General features: G+C 33.6%; 13 protein-coding genes, 5 tRNA genes and 1 pseudogene. All 19 read right to left on the bottom strand.

Annotated elements, in window-relative coordinates; translation table 11 throughout:
* Nucleotides 1–55: 55 nt before the first annotated feature.
* Nucleotides 56–4,609, bottom strand: a complete 4,554-nt coding sequence (rpoC, locus tag AJN58_RS01995; RefSeq protein WP_070233381.1) for a DNA-directed RNA polymerase subunit beta' — start codon at nucleotides 4,607–4,609, stop codon at nucleotides 56–58.
* Nucleotides 4,602–8,738 carry a DNA-directed RNA polymerase subunit beta gene (rpoB, locus tag AJN58_RS01990; protein WP_072225851.1) on the bottom strand — a complete coding sequence of 1,379 codons (4,137 nt, stop codon included), beginning with the start codon at nucleotides 8,736–8,738 and terminating at the stop codon, nucleotides 4,602–4,604. Before rpoB ends, rpoC begins: the two co-directional genes overlap by 8 nt.
* A 108-nt stretch (nucleotides 8,739–8,846) precedes the next feature.
* Nucleotides 8,847–9,224 (bottom strand): 50S ribosomal protein L7/L12, encoded by a 378-nt coding sequence (gene rplL, locus AJN58_RS01985; RefSeq protein ID WP_002854820.1) that lies wholly within the window; start codon nucleotides 9,222–9,224, stop codon nucleotides 8,847–8,849.
* A gap of 20 nt (nucleotides 9,225–9,244) precedes the next feature.
* The gene (rplJ, locus tag AJN58_RS01980; RefSeq protein ID WP_002858610.1) at nucleotides 9,245–9,724 is read right to left on the bottom strand and encodes a 50S ribosomal protein L10; all 480 of its coding nucleotides are present in this window, start codon (nucleotides 9,722–9,724) and stop codon (nucleotides 9,245–9,247) included.
* 151 nt (nucleotides 9,725–9,875) lie between these two features.
* Complete coding sequence (gene rplA, locus AJN58_RS01975; protein ID WP_070233380.1) at nucleotides 9,876–10,577, bottom strand: 50S ribosomal protein L1; 702 nt, start codon at nucleotides 10,575–10,577, stop codon at nucleotides 9,876–9,878.
* A 54-nt stretch (nucleotides 10,578–10,631) separates the two neighbouring features.
* A complete protein-coding gene (rplK, locus tag AJN58_RS01970; protein WP_002779452.1) occupies nucleotides 10,632–11,057 on the bottom strand; it encodes a 50S ribosomal protein L11 in 426 nt (141 codons plus the stop codon).
* A gap of 25 nt (nucleotides 11,058–11,082) precedes the next feature.
* Nucleotides 11,083–11,616, bottom strand: a complete 534-nt coding sequence (gene nusG, locus AJN58_RS01965) for a transcription termination/antitermination protein NusG (protein WP_002851098.1) — start codon at nucleotides 11,614–11,616, stop codon at nucleotides 11,083–11,085.
* Between the two features lie 9 nt (nucleotides 11,617–11,625).
* Nucleotides 11,626–11,805 (bottom strand): preprotein translocase subunit SecE, encoded by a 180-nt coding sequence (gene secE / locus AJN58_RS01960; protein ID WP_002854985.1) that lies wholly within the window; start codon nucleotides 11,803–11,805, stop codon nucleotides 11,626–11,628.
* An 18-nt stretch (nucleotides 11,806–11,823) separates the two neighbouring features.
* Nucleotides 11,824–11,899, bottom strand: a tRNA-Trp gene (locus AJN58_RS01955).
* Between the two features lie 12 nt (nucleotides 11,900–11,911).
* Complete coding sequence (rpmG, locus tag AJN58_RS01950) at nucleotides 11,912–12,070, bottom strand: 50S ribosomal protein L33 (protein ID WP_002793551.1); 159 nt, start codon at nucleotides 12,068–12,070, stop codon at nucleotides 11,912–11,914.
* A gap of 52 nt (nucleotides 12,071–12,122) precedes the next feature.
* Complete coding sequence (tuf, locus tag AJN58_RS01945; RefSeq protein ID WP_002855271.1) at nucleotides 12,123–13,322, bottom strand: elongation factor Tu; 1,200 nt, start codon at nucleotides 13,320–13,322, stop codon at nucleotides 12,123–12,125.
* Between the two features lie 68 nt (nucleotides 13,323–13,390).
* Nucleotides 13,391–13,465, bottom strand: a tRNA-Thr gene (locus AJN58_RS01940).
* A 103-nt stretch (nucleotides 13,466–13,568) separates the two neighbouring features.
* Nucleotides 13,569–13,645 (bottom strand) — tRNA-Gly (locus AJN58_RS01935).
* Between the two features lie 6 nt (nucleotides 13,646–13,651).
* Nucleotides 13,652–13,737, bottom strand: a tRNA-Tyr gene (locus AJN58_RS01930).
* A gap of 49 nt (nucleotides 13,738–13,786) precedes the next feature.
* A tRNA-Thr gene (locus tag AJN58_RS01925) sits at nucleotides 13,787–13,862 on the bottom strand.
* Nucleotides 13,863–13,953: 91 nt separating this feature from the next.
* Nucleotides 13,954–14,714 (bottom strand): annotated as a pseudogene (locus tag AJN58_RS01920) (amino acid ABC transporter ATP-binding protein).
* Between the two features lies 1 nt (nucleotide 14,715).
* The gene (locus tag AJN58_RS01915) at nucleotides 14,716–15,372 is read right to left on the bottom strand and encodes an amino acid ABC transporter permease (protein ID WP_070233379.1); all 657 of its coding nucleotides are present in this window, start codon (nucleotides 15,370–15,372) and stop codon (nucleotides 14,716–14,718) included.
* Nucleotides 15,365–16,066: an amino acid ABC transporter permease gene (locus tag AJN58_RS01910; protein WP_070233378.1), complete on the bottom strand. Its 702-nt coding sequence runs from the start codon at nucleotides 16,064–16,066 to the stop codon at nucleotides 15,365–15,367. Before AJN58_RS01910 ends, AJN58_RS01915 begins: the two co-directional genes overlap by 8 nt.
* A 15-nt stretch (nucleotides 16,067–16,081) precedes the next feature.
* On the bottom strand, nucleotides 16,082–16,678 hold the full coding sequence (gene nssR, locus AJN58_RS01905) for a nitrosative stress-sensitive transcriptional regulator NssR (RefSeq protein WP_002871191.1): 597 nt from the start codon (nucleotides 16,676–16,678) through the stop codon (nucleotides 16,082–16,084).
* Nucleotides 16,679–16,770 lie beyond the last annotated feature (92 nt).

The raw sequence follows: 16,770 nt of genomic DNA, 5'->3' as shown, positions 1-16,770 counted from the left end.
GTTAAAAAGATTGAAAATGAAGAAATATAGCCCAGAAGGGCTATAAAATAGAGTTTTATTCTTGTTCTTTAAGTTTTAAATTTTGTTCACCATAAAGCCCTGTTCCAACAGGTATCATTCTACCTAGAATAACATTTTCTTTTAAATCTTCTAAGTAGTCAAATTTACCCGCTATACTTGCTTCGGTTAGAACTTTAGTAGTTTCTTGGAATGAAGCTGCAGAAATCACACTATCGCTTCCAATCGCTGCTCTTGTTACACCTAAAAGCACAGGCTCAGCAATAGCAGGTTCTCCACCCATTCTAATGATTCTTTCGTTTTCTTCACGGAATTTACGTCTTGAAACCAAATCACCCTCGATAAATTTCGTATGTCCACTATCTACAACTTTTACTTGTCTTAGCATTTGAGAAACGATAACTTCTATATGTTTATCAGAAATCACAACACCTTGTCCGCGATAAACTTGTTGAATTTCAGAAATCAAATAATAATGCAAGGCTTTTTCACCCAAAATTTTAAGCACATCATGACTTGAAACAACTCCATCTGTAAGTTTTTCACCTGCATGGATAAACTCGCCATCTCTTACTTGAATATGTTTTGATTTATCGATTAAATACTCAGCACTTGTTCCATCTTCTGCTTGGATAATGATTCTTTCTTTGGAACGCAAAGGTTTATCAAAACGAACAACACCATCAATTTCTGCAATCACAGCCGCATTTTTTGGTTTTCTTGCTTCAAAAAGTTCAGAAACTCTTGGAAGACCTCCTGTAATATCTTTTGATTTAGCTGCAGCTTTTGGAGTTTTTGCTAAAATATCTGCTTGAGCGATTTTATCACCATCATGAACAAAAATAACGGTTTTTGGTTCAAGCTGATAACGCGCAGCCTTATCACCTTTTCCTGCGATTACCAAAGTTGGTCTAACTCCGCTTGGCAAATACTCATTAATCACTAAAGAACGCTTACCTGTAGCTTCATCAATTTGCTCATCGGCACTATAACCTGCTTCAATATCTTCAAAGCTTACAACACCATCAATTTCTGCAATGATAGTATTATTATAAGCATCCCATTCTGCAATCACTTTTCTTTCTTTTTTAGGAGCACTTGCAATGATAGTATTTGCATCATCGATTTTTTCACTATCGTTAAATTCTATCTTAGATTCTCTTGGAATATAGTGTCTTTTTGCTTCTCTATCATTTTCATCAGCAATCACTACAAAGAATCCTTTTTCTTTAACAATATCACCTTTTTTAACATTTTTTACTCTATCTAAACCATCGCCTTTAAGGATATAAAATTTAAGCGTTCCTTTTTCGCCTGCTTTGATATTTTGTACCACGGGCTCGCCATCTTCTACTAAAATTTCACTCGCAAAAGGGATACGATTTGGTACATTCCAACCCTCTTTAATCACTTCTACGATACTTTCATTTTCTTCTACTTGCATACCGCTTTGATATGGCAAATAAAGTTTTCCATCTATACTGCCACTTACACCTGCTAATTCATTTGGTTTAGCAAGATCGTATTTTCTTAATATGTATTTTACTTCTTGTTTTTTATCTTTAATAGAAACAATCACATCTTCATGAATATTTTCTATATTAATCACACCTTTAAATGGAGTTTTGATTTTTGGCTCCACAAGCAAAATCGCCGCATTTCTACGATTTGCTACGATATTTTTACCTTCTTTGTTTTTATAAGTTTTAAGATTATAAAATCTTATAAAACCTTCTTTTTGTGCGCTTACTTGTCTATCTTGTAAATCCGTACTTGCAGTCCCCCCGCTGTGGAAAGTTCTTAGAGTTAGCTGCGTCCCTGGCTCGCCGATAGATTGAGCGGAAATAATTCCTACTGCTTCACCTGGTTTTACTAATTTACCTTCGCCAAGATTGATACCATAACATTTTGCACAAATTCCTTTTTTAGCTTTGCAGGTAATAGGAGTGCGAATATTGACACTTTTTATACCGCTTTCTCCAAGAATTTTTGCTTTTTCCTCATCCATTAAAGTACCTTCTGCAAAAAGCACAGAATTTGTAATAGGATCGATCACATCTTCAGCTAAAACCCTACCTAAAATTCTTTCTTCTAAAGTTTCTATAATAGAACTATCTGCGGTGATTTCATTGATTTCAACACCTTCATGCGTTCCACAATCTTCAATGGTAATTTTTACATTTTGTGCAACATCGATGAGTTTTCTTGTCAAATAACCCGCGTTTGCTGTTTTAAGAGCGGTATCTGCAAGACCTTTTCTAGCACCGTGGGTTGAAATAAAGTATTCAAGAACATTTAGCCCTTCACGGAAATTCGAAATAATAGGCGTTTCGATAATAGAACCATCAGGTTTAGTCATAAGTCCTCTCATCGCAGCAAGCTGAGAAATTTGAGCCGCACTACCCCTAGCACCAGAATCTGCCATCATATAAATAGAGTTAAAACCTTCTTTATCTTTTTCTACAAGCTTCATCATCTCTTTTGAAAGAACATTGTTTGTACTTTTCCAAATATCAATGATTTTATTGTATCTTTCCCCTGAAGTAATCAAACCGAGATTATAAGAATTTTGAATTTCTCTTACTTGTTTTTTTGCTTCATTGATAGCTTTTTGCTTGTCATTAGGAACAATAATATCTGCAATCGAAATTGAAATACCTGCTTTCGTTGCATACTCAAAACCTAAATTTTTAAGTCTATCCAAGAAACTTGCTGTAATCTCTAAACCACCTTGTTTATAAACATAATCCACAAGCGCGGCAATGTCTTTTTTCTTTAAGACTTTATTCCAACTATTTTCAGGCACAAAATCAGGTAAAATGGATTTAATAATCAATCTTCCTGCTGTAGTAGTAATCTTTCTACCATCTATCATAGTTTGTATGCTCGCATGAATATCCAAACACTTGCTTTCAAGCGCCATCATCACTTCATCAATGCCTGTACAAATTTTATGCGAACCTTTAGCACCTGCTTTTTCCAATGAAAGATAATAAATTCCTAAAACCATATCTTGCGATGGAACGGTTACAGACTTACCGCTTGCTGGCAAAAGAATATTCATTGATGAAAGCATAAGCACTTTACATTCTGCAATAGCCTCTTGAGAAAGCGGTACATGCACTGCCATTTGATCCCCATCAAAGTCCGCGTTAAATGCTGCACAAACCAAAGGATGAAGTTGTATAGCCTTACCTTCCACTAAAACAGGATGAAAAGCTTGGATAGAAAGTTTATGCAAAGTAGGCGCACGGTTTAACATAACAGGATGTCCTTTTACTACCTCTTCTAAACATTCCCAAACTTCATTGGTTTTGTTTTCTATCATTTTTTTAGCTTGTTTTACTGTAGTTGCATAACCTTTTTCTTCAAGCTTAGCTAAAAGATGTGGTTTAAAAAGCTCTAAAGCCATTTTTTTAGGTAAACCACATTGATCCATTCTAAGTTTTGGACCCACAACAATAACACTACGACCTGAGAAATCCACTCTCTTACCTAGTAGGTTTTGTCTAAAACGCCCTTGCTTTCCTTTGATAATTTCACTTAAAGATTTTAATGGGCGTTTATTTGCTCCTTTTACAGCATTGGCACGACGACCGTTGTCAAAAAGTGCATCAACAGCCTCTTGAAGCATTCTTTTTTCATTTCTGATAATGATTTCAGGTGCATCAAGCTCCATAAGTTTTTTAAGACGTGTATTTCTATTGATAACACGACGATATAAGTCATTCACATCAGAAACTGCAAATTTCCCACCATCTAAAGCCACTAAAGGACGCAAATCTGGCGGTAAAACTGGGAGATTTGTAATCATCATCCATTCAGGACGATTTGGTACAGCTTCATCGCTATCGGTATTGGCGTTTAAATTTGAATTTAAGAAATTTTCTACAACTTTTAAGCGCTTAATGATGGTTTTTTTCTTAGCCTCTGAATTTGTAGCCGCCATTTCTTCTTTAAGCTGATTTAAAAGCGCTACAAGATCTAAATTTGCAAGTAAATCACGAACAACTTCTCCACCCATTCTTGCTTTAAAGCCACTATTTTCATAGCGTTGCATTAAATTTTGATATTGCTCTTCGTTTAAAACATCACAATATTCTACTTTTTTAGTACTTTCGTTATCATAGGAAGCATCACCTGGATTTTCAACGATATAAGCTTCATAATAAAGCACACGCTCAAGATCTTTCATCTTAACACCCAAAAGCGTTCCTATACGACTCGGAAGAGAATTAACATACCAAATATGAGCCACAGGAGTTACAAGCTCAATATGTCCCATTCTAGAACGACGCACTTTTGAATTTGCTACTTCAACACCACATTTTTCGCACTTAACACCTTTAAAACGCATTTTTTTATACTTACCACAAAGACATTCATAATCTCTTATAGGTCCAAAAATCTTTGCACAAAAAAGCCCATCTCTTTCAGGCTTTAAGGTTCTATAATTGATAGTTTCTGGTTTTTTTACTTCTCCATAAGACCATGATTTGATTTTTTCAGGACTTGCAAGTCTTAGTTGAAACGCTTCAAAATCCCTAGGTCTTGCATCTTCTTTGATTTCTATTACTTTAAATTTACTCATTATCTTCATCCTTATCAAAAATCTCAACATCTAAAGCAAGAGATTTAAGCTCATTGGTTAATACAAAAAATGTTTCAGGGATTCCCGTTGCTGGAACATTTTCACCTTTTGTCAATGCTTTATAAGCGCTAAATCTACCTTCTACATCGTCTGATTTGATAGTTAACATTTCTCTTAAAGTATGAGCCGCTCCATAAGCTTCAAGTGCCCAAACTTCCATCTCCCCAAATCTTTGTCCCCCAAAGAGTGCTTTACCACCCACAGGCTGCTGGGTAACTAAGCTGTAAGGTCCTGTACTTCTTGCGTGAACTTTCTCATCAACCAAGTGGTGGAGTTTTAGCATATACATACATCCTACATGAACACGCTCTGCGATTTTCTCACCCGTGCGTCCATCATAAAGTTCTGTTTTGCCGTCCATATCTATCTTGGCCATTTCAAAAAGCTTGCTAAATTCTTCTATATTTACACCTTCAAAAACAGGAGTAGCAAATTTAACTCCTTTACTCCAGTCTCTAGCATAGTTTAAAAGCTCTTCATCGCTTAAGCTTTTAATAAATTCTTTTTCGCTTGCAAGTCTTGGAATAGAACAAATTTCAAGCATTTTTGCTCTTAATTCTTTAAGAAAATCTTTTTGCTTTCTGTCAAAAATTTCTTGAATCTGATCTCCAAGTCTAAGTCCAATTAAACCCAAATGGCTTTCTAAAATTTGGCCTATATTCATACGACTTGGAACGCCAAGTGGATTAAGTGCAATATCCACACTTTTACCATTTGGTAAATAAGGCATATCCACTTCAGGAACTATAGTTGAAACTATACCTTTGTTTCCGTGACGTCCTGCCATTTTATCACCGACTTTAAGCTTTCTCTTTGTAGCAATATAAACTTTAACAAGCTTAATTACCCCACTTGGTAAAATATCATCTTTTTCTAAAATTTCAAGCTTTTCATCGTGTTCTGCTTTTAATTTTTTCTTCTCATTTTGGAAATGATTTTTTAAATCATCGTATTCTTTTTGAATCTCTTTAGAATAAGCTTTAATCAAAGTTGTTAAAGTAAAACGATTGATTTTTTCAAGTTCGCTAATATCTGCGGTTTGTCCTTTTTTATAATTTTTATCTCCAATTTTTTGATCGCTATTTAAAGGGGCTTTGGAAAGAAGAGCACAAACACGAAGCATTTCTTCTCTATCCATCATCAAAAGTCTATCATGATGTTCTTTTTCTAAAGCCATTTTTTCCTTATCATAAGATTTTATTGCACGATCATCTTTTTCATAGCCTTTTTTAGTGAAAATTTTAACATCCACAACAACGCCCTCTAAAGAAGCGGTTGCATAAAGTGATTTATTCACAACATGTCCTGCTTTTTCTCCAAAAATCGCTCTTAAAAGTCTTTCTTCAGGAGTTGGTTTAACCTCACCTTTTGGAGAAACCTTACCCACCAAAATCATACCTGGTTTGATATGGGTACCAATTTTTGCAATACCGCTCTCATCAAGATGTGCAACATCTTCTTCTTTTACATTTGGGATATCTTTGGTAATTTCTTCTATACCATCTTTTAGTTCTCTTGCTTCAATTTCTTTTTCATAAATATGCACGCTTGTAAAGGTATCTTCACGAATAATTCTCTCACTTACAACTATAGCATCCTCATAGTTATAACCATTCCAAGGCATAAAAGCGATTAAAGCATTTTTACCTATAGCAAGTTCGCCTTGATCCATAGAAGGACCATCTGCGATAATTTGTCCTGCTTTTACTATATCACCTTTTTTAACAATAGGATGTTGAATATAATTTGTATTTTGATTGGTTCTTAAATTTTTCTCCATAGTGTAATGGTCAATAAATGGACCTTTATCATCTTCACCTAAAATGAAAATGCTTTTATTATCCACTTTCTCAACCACACCGCCACGCTTTGCTTTAACAGCTTCCCAAGCATCACGCGCAATAATTTGTTCCATACCTGTTCCTACTATCGGAGCTGAAGCAGTAAGAAGTGGCACAGCTTGACGTTGCATATTTGAACCCATTAGTGCTCTGTTTGCATCATCGTGCTCTAAAAACGGAATCAAAGAAGCTGCAACCCCAACAACCATACCTGAGCAAAGATCGATTAATTGCACTTCTTCGCGTCTTGCAAGTATAGTTTCACCATCTTGTCTAGCCTCAACAAATTCTTCTACTATATTGCCTTTAGCATCAACCTTAGTTGAAGCTGGTGCGATAAACAAGCCTTCTTCTTGTGTCGCTGTAAGATAAACAACTTCATTAGTCACTTTACCATTTACAACTTTTCTATATGGTGCTTCAACAAAGCCAAGTTCATTTACTTTTGCATAAGTAGAAAGAGTGTTAATCAAACCAATATTTTGACCTTCAGGTGTTTCAACTGGACAAATTCTACCATAATGCGTCGCGTGAACATCACGCACTTCAAAACCTGCTCTTTCTTTTACAAGTCCACCTTCACCAAGCGCTGATAAACGACGCTTATGAGTAACCTCGCTTAAAGGGTTGGTTTGATCCATAAATTGCGAAAGCTGACCTCCTGTAAAAAATTCAATGATAGTTGTAGTAATCATTTTAGGATTGATTAAATCATAAGGCATTACTTTATCAAGATCCGCATTTAAAGAAGTAAATTTATCTCTGATCGCCTTTTGCATTTTTGCAAGACCTAAATGAAGTTCATTGGCTAAAAGTTCACCTATAGAACGGATACGACGATTTCCTAAATGATCTCTATCATCAATATGTCCTTTACCATTTTTTACTTTAATTAAATATTTTGCAGTTTTAATAATATCTTCATTAGTCAAAACAGTAACATACTCAGGCACTTCAAGACCTAACTTATGGTTCATTTTCATACGACCTACCTTGGTAAGATCGTATCTTTCAGGATTGAAGAATAAATCATTTACAAAAGCCTTCGCTGCATCTTTTACCACAGGTTCACCTGGGCGCATAACTTTGTAAATTCTAATCGCAGCTAAATCATTTTCATCATCGATATTTTCACTTTGTTTAAGAAGTTTTAGAGTTTCTCCATCTTGAGCAAAGGAGTTAATAATCGCCGCATCAACGCCATTAGCCAAATCATTTGCTATATCAAAACTTTTTTGCTCTTTAATCTTAGCAAGCTTACTCTCATCTAACAAAGTTAAAGAATCAAATAAAACCTCTCCACTTTCTTTATCAATAATAGGATTTGCTAAATAACGATTAAGTAAAATTTCTACAGGATATTCTATCCATTTTAAACCGTCTTTAATAAGCTGTTCTGCTTTTTTCTTTGTAAGTCTTTTTCCAGCTTGATGAACGATTTTTCCTTTTTCATCTTTAATATCATATTCTATTCTATCCATAAAATCATTTGGATTAAATTCTGTTAAAAATTTATCTTTTTTCACATGTATAGTCTGAATAGGATAAAACAACTTAATAATATCTTGTTTTTTATACCCTAAAGCTCTAAAAAGCATAGTTACAGGAACTTTTCTACGCTTATTGATTCTTACATACAAAACATCTTTGGCATCGTATTCAAAATAAAGCCACGAACCACGATCAGGAATAATTTGTGCTGTATAAACAAGCTTATTTGCAACCGTTGAACTTTCTTCTTCTTTAAAAATAACACCAGGGCTTCTATGTAATTGATTTACAACCACTCTCTCAACCCCGTTAATGATAAAAGATACACGATCTGTCATTAAAGGAATTTCGCGGATATAAATTTCTTGTTCTTTAATATCTTTTACGCCAACTTTTTCCCCTGTTTTTTCATCTTTTTCATGCAGAGTAAGACGGATTTTCATTTTTAAATTTACAGAATAAGTCAAACCTCTTTCCATGCATTCGCGAATGGTATATTTTGGCTTGCCTATTTCACTACTAACATATTCAAGACTCAATCTATTTTGCGGATCATGAATAGGAAAAATTGATTTAAAAACTTTTTCTATACCACTTTCACCATTATCAAGATTTAAAAAATAATCAAAACTCTTTTTTTGTAATTGTAGAAGATTTGGGATTTCTATTTGTTTTGAAATGTTTGAGAAGTCTACTCTTAAACGATTTCCTAATTTATTATCTAACATATCGCACATACCTCATGGTAAATTTTGTAAATTTAAAAAAGAAGACCTAAAAATTAGGTAAAAATAAAAAAAGAAGACTTGCCTTGGCAAATCTTCTTCTAACTTTAAAGCTTAAAATTACTTAAGTTCTACTTTAGCACCAGCTTCTTCAAGTTGTTTTTTAGCTTCTTCAGCTTCAGCTTTAGCCACACCCTCTTTTAGAGTTGAAGGAGTTTGCTCAACTGCATCTTTTGCTTCTTTAAGACCAAGGCCTGTAAGAGCACGAACGATTTTAATAACTTCAATCTTTTTAGCACCGCCATCAGTTAAAACGATATCAAATTCAGTTTTTTCTTCAGCAGCAGCTGCAGCACCACCAGCTGCAGCACCACCAGCCACCATTACAGGAGCAGCAGACACACCAAATTTTTCTTCAAATTCTTTTACAAGTTCTGATAACTCAAGAACACTTAAATTTGAAATATATTCTAATACATCTTCTTTAGAAATTGCCATTTTTTATCCTTTTATTTAATTTATTCAGATTCTTTTTTATTTTTAAGCGCATTTAAACCTATTGTGAAATTGGTAATTGGCGCATTCCAAACTTGCAAAAGCATAGCAAGCAACTCATTGCGTGAAGGCATTTTAGCAAGAGCTTTAACCTTAGCAACATCTGCAACTTCGCCTTCAATATGAGCTGTTTTGATTTCAAATTTATCGTTATTTTCTTCAAATTTAGCAGCTACTTTTGAAACACTTAGCTGATCTTCGCCCCAAAGATAAATATTTGTATCTTTAAGAACTAGACCTGTTTTACCGGAATTGTTAAGAGCAATGTTAGCCAAAGTATTTTTAACAATTTGAACTTTTACATTGTTTTCTCTTGCATTATTTCTAAGCTCTTCTAGTTTTTTTGTGCTAAGACCTCTGTAATTACAAACTACAATAGCTTCACTAGCTTTAAAACCTTCTTCAAGTTTAGCAATAATCTCAACTTTTTCGCTTCTAGTCACATTTTCTCCTTTCCGATTGAGATTTCAAGTAGAGTGGAAATCCAATTAAGCTTACGCCTCGACTATCTTCAATCTAAAATAAACATCTCAAAAAATCAAAAATTTTTTCAAATGTTTATTTTAAAACAAAAGAGTTGCAAAAAAGCAACTCTTATTTCATATCAAGCAATTCTTGTGTTTCAAGCTTTACAGAAGGGCTCATTGTCAAAGATAAAGCCGCATTTTTAATATATCTACCTTTAGCTGCGGCAGGTTTGTGTTTGTTAATTGCCTTTACAAAAGTGCTAACATTGTCCCATAATTGTTCTTTGGAAAAACTTACTTTACCAAGACCTGCATGGATATTTCCTTGCTTATCAACACGGAAATTTACCTGACCACTTTTTGCATTATTAACTGCTTGAGCAACATCCATAGTCACTGTTCCGGTTTTAGGATTTGGCATTAAACCTTTTGGCCCTAAAATTCTACCAACTTTACCAACAAGTCCCATTAAATTTGGAGTAGCAATCAAAACATCAAAATTCATATTACCTTTTTGAATTTCTTCTACTAAATCATCGCTACCCACAATATCTGCACCAGCATTTTTCGCCTCATCAGCTTTTGCGTCTTTTGCAATTACAGCAACGCGAACTTTTTTACCCGTTCCAGCAGGTAAAACAACAGATCCTCTTACCATTTGATCTGCATGTCTTGGATCAACATTGAGTTTTAAAGCAATTTCTACAGTCTCATCAAATTTAGCAGACTTTAAAGTCTTTATTGTATCAATTGCATTGCTTAAAGCATACTCTTTATTTGAATCAATTTTTTGTGATAATTCTTTTAATCTTTTTGCTATCTTAGCCATTTATTTTCTCCGCATTTTAAAGTGCTACCGCCTTTTACCTTGGCGGTGAAAGGATTAATCTACGATTTCAACACCCATAGAACGAGCTGAACCTGCAATAATTTTAGCAGCTTGATCTCTATCTTTAGTATTTAAATCTGCAATTTTCTTATCTACTATTTCTAAAACTTGAGCACGGGTTAACTTGCCTACCTTATTTTTAAGTGGATTATCCGTACCTTTAGAAATTCCAGCTGCTTTTTTGATCAAATCCGTAGCTGGTGGTTGTTTTGTAATAAAAGTAAAACTTTTATCTGCATAAACAGTGATGACAACAGGGATATTAAAACCTGCCATATCTTTTGTTCTTTCATTAAAAGCCTTACAAAACTCCATAATATTAACACCTTGCTGACCCAAAGCAGGACCAACAGGTGGTGATGGGTTTGCTTTTGTGGCAGCAATTTGCAATTTAATTTCGCCTACGACTTTTTTAGCCATAACAAATCTCCTTACTTGATATAAATTAAATTATTTTCTCAACTTGAGAATATAAGATCTCCACTGGAGTTGAGCGTCCAAAAATAGAAACATTTAATTTTAATAAACCACGAACCATATCATACTCTTCTACAATTGCAGTAAAGTTTGCAAATGGCCCTTCTGTGATTCTCACATTTTCCCCTTCTTCAAAAGAAATCTTTGGTTTAGGCGCTGCACGATTGTGAACTTTTTCCAAAATCAAATTAATATCTTTTTCTGTTAAAGGGGTTGGCTTTTTGGATTCTCCAATAAAACGACCAACCTTTGGAAGAGATTGAATGCGATGCCAAAGCTCTGTATTTAAATCAAGAAGTGCAAAAACGTATCCTGAATACAAACTTCTTTCGCTAATCTTCTCCTTTCCATTCTTAAATTCAATAACATCTTCAGTTGGAACAACAATTTCTTTAAGTTGTTCTTCAATTCCGTTATCTTTTACTAAATTTTCAATGGCTCTTTTAACTGCCATTTCACTGCCAGCATAAGTTTGAATTGCATACCATTTATGAGTACTCATTTACTCTCCTTATACGATCGCAGAAACAATAGAGGACATAAGCCAATCCACTAACGCCAAAAACAAAGAAATTACCGCAACAACCACAAAAACTGTAATATAGGCATTTCTTACCTGTTCTTTTAAAGGAAAAATTACTTTCCTTAATTCGGCTTTTGATAATTTAAAATAAGTTATTAATTTTTCCATTTATTTAAACCTTAATTATGGCAGGGCAAGAGGGATTCGAACCCCCAACCATCGGATTTGGAATCCGGTGCTCTACCGTTGGAGCTATTGCCCTAAGGGCGCAAGCTTAACTTTTTAGCTTAACTTCTTTGTGAAGTGTATGTTTTTTTAATCTTGGGCAATATTTTTTTAATTCTAATTTTTCAGTAGTATTTTTACTATTTTTATAGGTGCTATAATTAATATCACCACATTCTTCACACTTTAAACCAACTTTAATTCTCATTTCAATTTTCCTTAAAAAATTAAAGCCAAGCTTTTAACTTGGCTTTATTAAATTATTTAATAATTTTAGAAACAACACCTGAACCAACAGTTTTACCACCTTCACGAATAGCAAAACGAGTTCCTTCTTCAAGTGCTACTGGAGCGATCAAGCTTACAGTAATTCTCACATTTTCACCTGGCATAACCATTTCAACACCATCAGCTAATTTAATCGAACCTGTAACATCAGTTGTTCTTACATAAAACTGTGGTCTATAGTTGTTAAAGAATGGAGTATGTCTACCACCTTCATCTTTATTTAAGATATAAACTTCAGCTTCGAAATCAGTGTGTGGAGTAATTGATTTTGGTTTAGCAAGAACCATACCACGGATAACTTCTTCTTTTTTAGTACCACGAAGAAGAACACCTACGTTATCTCCTGCTTCACCTTGATCCATTTCTTTTCTGAACATTTCAACACCTGTTACAGTTGTTGTTTGAGTATCTTTAATACCAACGATTTCGATAGTATCACCTACTTTTACAACACCTTTTTCAATTCTACCTGTAACAACAGTACCACGACCTGAAATTGAGAAAACGTCTTCAATTGGCATCAAGAAGTCTTTTTCAGTATCACGAGTTGGAGTTGGAATATAGCTATCAACTGCAGCCATAAGATCCATAATTTTTGCTGACCATTCACCATCTTGTCCAGCTTTAGCTTCTTCAAGAGCTTTTAAAGCAGAACCAGAAATAATAGGTGTATCATCGCCTGGGAAATCATAAGAGCTTAATAATTCTCTAATTTCCATTTCAACTAACTCTAGAAGTTCAGCATCATCAACCATATCTGCTTTATTCATAAAAACAACAATATATGGAACGCCTACTTGACGAGAAAGAAGAATGTGCTCTCTAGTTTGTGGCATAGGGCCATCTGCAGCAGAAACAACCAAGATCGCTCCATCCATTTGTGCAGCACCTGTAATCATGTTTTTAACATAATCTGCGTGACCTGGGCAGTCAACGTGTGCATAGTGACGATTGTCTGTTTCATATTCAATATGAGAAGTAGCAATAGTAATACCACGCTCTTTTTCTTCTGGAGCATTATCGATATTATCATAATCTTTAAGCTCTGCTAAACCTCTTCTAGAAAGAACAGCAGAAATAGCAGCTGTTAAAGTAGTTTTACCATGGTCAACGTGACCAATAGTACCAATATTTACGTGTGGCTTATTACGTGAAAATTTTTCTTTAGCCATTTTTTTCCTCCGTATAAAAAATAAATTGAGCAAAGCAAGTCTTATATCTATATAATTTTTTCAATTCATGGAGCTCATAGCGGGAATTGAACCCGCGACCTCTCCCTTACCAAGGGAGTGCTCTACCTCTGAGCCATACGAGCGCTCAGAAAAATTATACACAATAACAGACAACAAAAACTCTTAATGGGATATATACTGTAAGTTAAAGGTTTTAAAATACAGCTCCCAGTTCTTTTAAATTATTGGAGCGGGAAACGGGACTCGAACCCGCGACCCTCAGCTTGGAAGGCTGATGCTCTAGCCAACTGAGCTACTCCCGCAAAGCATGGTGGTGAGTCGTGGATTCGAACCACGGAAGGCGAAAGCCAGCAGATTTACAGTCTGCCCTCGTTGGCCACTTGAGTAACTCACCATAAAAATATTGCTTTTTCAATATTCTGGTCAAACACTGCTAAAATAAATGGAGCTGGTTAAGGGACTTGAACCCCCGACCTGCTGCTTACAAGGCAGCTGCTCTACCAACTGAGCTAAACCAGCAAAAATAAAAGTGAGATTATAACTCAAAAAAAAATTTTTGTCAAGACTTTTTTAGTTTTTCTATAAAATTTTAGTCTTGTAAAGTTTATTATCATAAACCAATATTATTTTTATCTATTTATGATAATCAAACAAATTTAAAAATTTCTTTGCTCTTTCGCTTTTTGGATTTTCAAAAAAACTTTTAGGATCATTTTCTTCGATGATTTTTCCTTCATCCATAAAAATAATTTTATCTGCTACAGCTTTAGCAAAACCCATTTCATGAGTAACAATAAGCATAGTCATACCCTCTTTTGCAAGATTTAACATCACTTCTAAAACTTCTCTAACAATCTCAGGATCCAGTGCTGCTGTAACCTCATCAAAAAGCATTAACTCAGGATTCATACATAAACTTCTTACTATGGCAATTCTTTGCTTTTGTCCTCCACTAAGCTCTCTTGGATAAGCATGAATTTTATGCAAAAGTCCCACCTTTTCAAGCCAAATTTTAGCCTCTTTTAAAACCTCATCTTTCTTTCTTTTTTGTACTTTCATGGGTCCTAAAAGTATATTTTCTTCAACACTTAAATGCTCAAAAAGTTCATAAGATTGAAAAACCATGCCAACTTTTTGACGCATTCTTGGCCATTCTTTAAAATCTTTATCTATTTTCTCATTATCAACATAAATATTACCACTTGCAATCTCTTCAAGCCCATTAATACAACGCAAAAGCGTAGATTTTCCACATCCGCTAGGACCTAAAATCACCACAACTTCTTTGGCTTTAACTTCTAAATTAATATCTTTTAAGGCGTGATGCGAACCATAATACTTTTGTAAATTTTCTATTTTTAGTATGCTCATTTTAGCTCCATTTTTTCTCTAATTTTCTTGAATATAAAGTGATAGGATAACAAAGTATAAAAAAGATAAAAAAAATCAAACCATAAATAATAAAAGGTGCAAAATCATTTTTATTATGAAATTCTATAATTTGTTGCCCTATCTTGACAAGCTCTACCGCTCCGATTAAATAAGCAAAGGTTGTACTTTTAATCATACGAGTAAGTAAATTCATGCTCATAGGAGTTAAACGACGCATAGCTTGTGGAATAATAATATAAACAAAACTTTGCACCGTATTTAAACCTAAAGATGATGCACTTTCATACTGATGCTTTGGAATACTCTGCAAGGAAACACGCACCAAATCCATCATCTCAAAACAACCCCAAATGCTAAAAACAATAATAGCTGCACTTACAGAACTCAAATCCCACCCAAACCATCTAGGAAAACCAAAATACACCACAAAAAGCCATACTAAAAGTGGCATAACACGTACAAATTCTAAACCCAAACGACAAAAAGCATAGATATAGGTATTTTTAAAACTCATTAAAATTCCCAAAAACAACCCACCTATCGAAGTAATAATAATGCTGATAAATGAAATTTCAAGAGTGACAAAAAGCCCTTGCCAGAGTCTTAAAAGCGTATCGGTATTTAAAAGTTCAAGCATGAAACAACCTTTTTTCAAACTTTAGCAAAATAAAAGACAAAGGCAAAATAATACACAAATATCCCATAAACAACAAAAACAATAGCTCATCTGTCTTATAGGTTAAAGAATTTAAACTCTTCATTAAATTCACCAAATCTGGCAAGGCAATAATACTAACCACTGAAGTTTCTTTGATTAAAAATATAATATTAGCACTAATACTTGGCATAGAAATAGCCAAAGCTTGCGGCAAAATCACATAACGCAAATTTCCAAATTTTGAAAAACCCAAAGAAAGTCCGGCTTCAAACTGCTGTTTTCTTATGGCTTCAAATCCCGCCCTTAAACTCTCAGCCATATAAGAACCCCCTAAAAAACTAAGTCCTACTATAGCACAAGCAAAAGAAGGTCTTAAAGTTTCTTCTACGCTTAAACAAATCACACTAAGCGGTGGAATTTGTTCTAAATGTATATTAAATTTAGGTAAAGCATAATATAAGAAAAAAAGTTGAATTAATAAAGGCGTATTTCTTGAAAACTCTATATAAAGCTTGCAAATATTTTCTAAAATTTTTATTTTAAAATAACTCATTAAAATACAAAACAAGCCTATTATCAAAGAAAAAATAATTCCAAAAAAGCTTAGTTTTATCGTAAGCCAAGCAGCTGTTAAAAAAGCAGGAGCTTGAGCTAATATAAAATCAAAATCCATTCTCTACCTTAAATTTTACCAAAGTTCTTTCATGATCATATCTTTATTTAAAATTTCAATTCTACCTTTTTTTGTATCAATAAGTTCTGAAATTTTAAGTTCTTTTAACACTCGAGATAAAGATTGTGCTCTAACATTTAAATCAATTGCAATTTGTTTTTGCGAAATTGTATCTAAATTTTTTTCATTTTCCAAAAGATACTTTAATAATCTCGTCCTTAAATCTAATGCATTTTGAGATAATTTCTTTTCTAAAATTTTAATTTTATCAAAAAGTGAACTGATGAGTAAAAAATTGAATTCTTTATTTTCACTGCATAAATTTTGAAAATTAATAAAATCAATTTCCAAAATTTCTCCATCTTCTTCAAAAATAGCATTAGCAGGATAATTTAATTTTTTAAAAGCAGGCATTTCTGCTATAAAATTTAGAGGATTAAAATAATGCAAAGTAATTTCTTTATCACTTGCTGTACTTTTATAAATGCGTATTTTTCCCTTGAGTAAAATAAAAAATTTTTTAGCCTCTTCGCCTTCATAAAATAAAATACTATTTTTTTGAAATTTTTTTAATTTTCCTACACTAGATAAAAGTTCTAAATAATCTTTCATTATATACATTTTCCATTCTTAACTTATGTTAAATTTAATTTATCTTATTTTTGCTATATTAACGCCATAAAATTAACATTTAAGAAAGGCTT

It is taken from the genome of Campylobacter sp. BCW_4321 (assembly GCF_001763075.1).
Taxonomy (GTDB): domain Bacteria; phylum Campylobacterota; class Campylobacteria; order Campylobacterales; family Campylobacteraceae; genus Campylobacter_D; species Campylobacter_D jejuni.
Note: the sequence above shows the minus strand (reverse complement) of the source record. Positions and strands in the feature narration are given on the sequence as shown.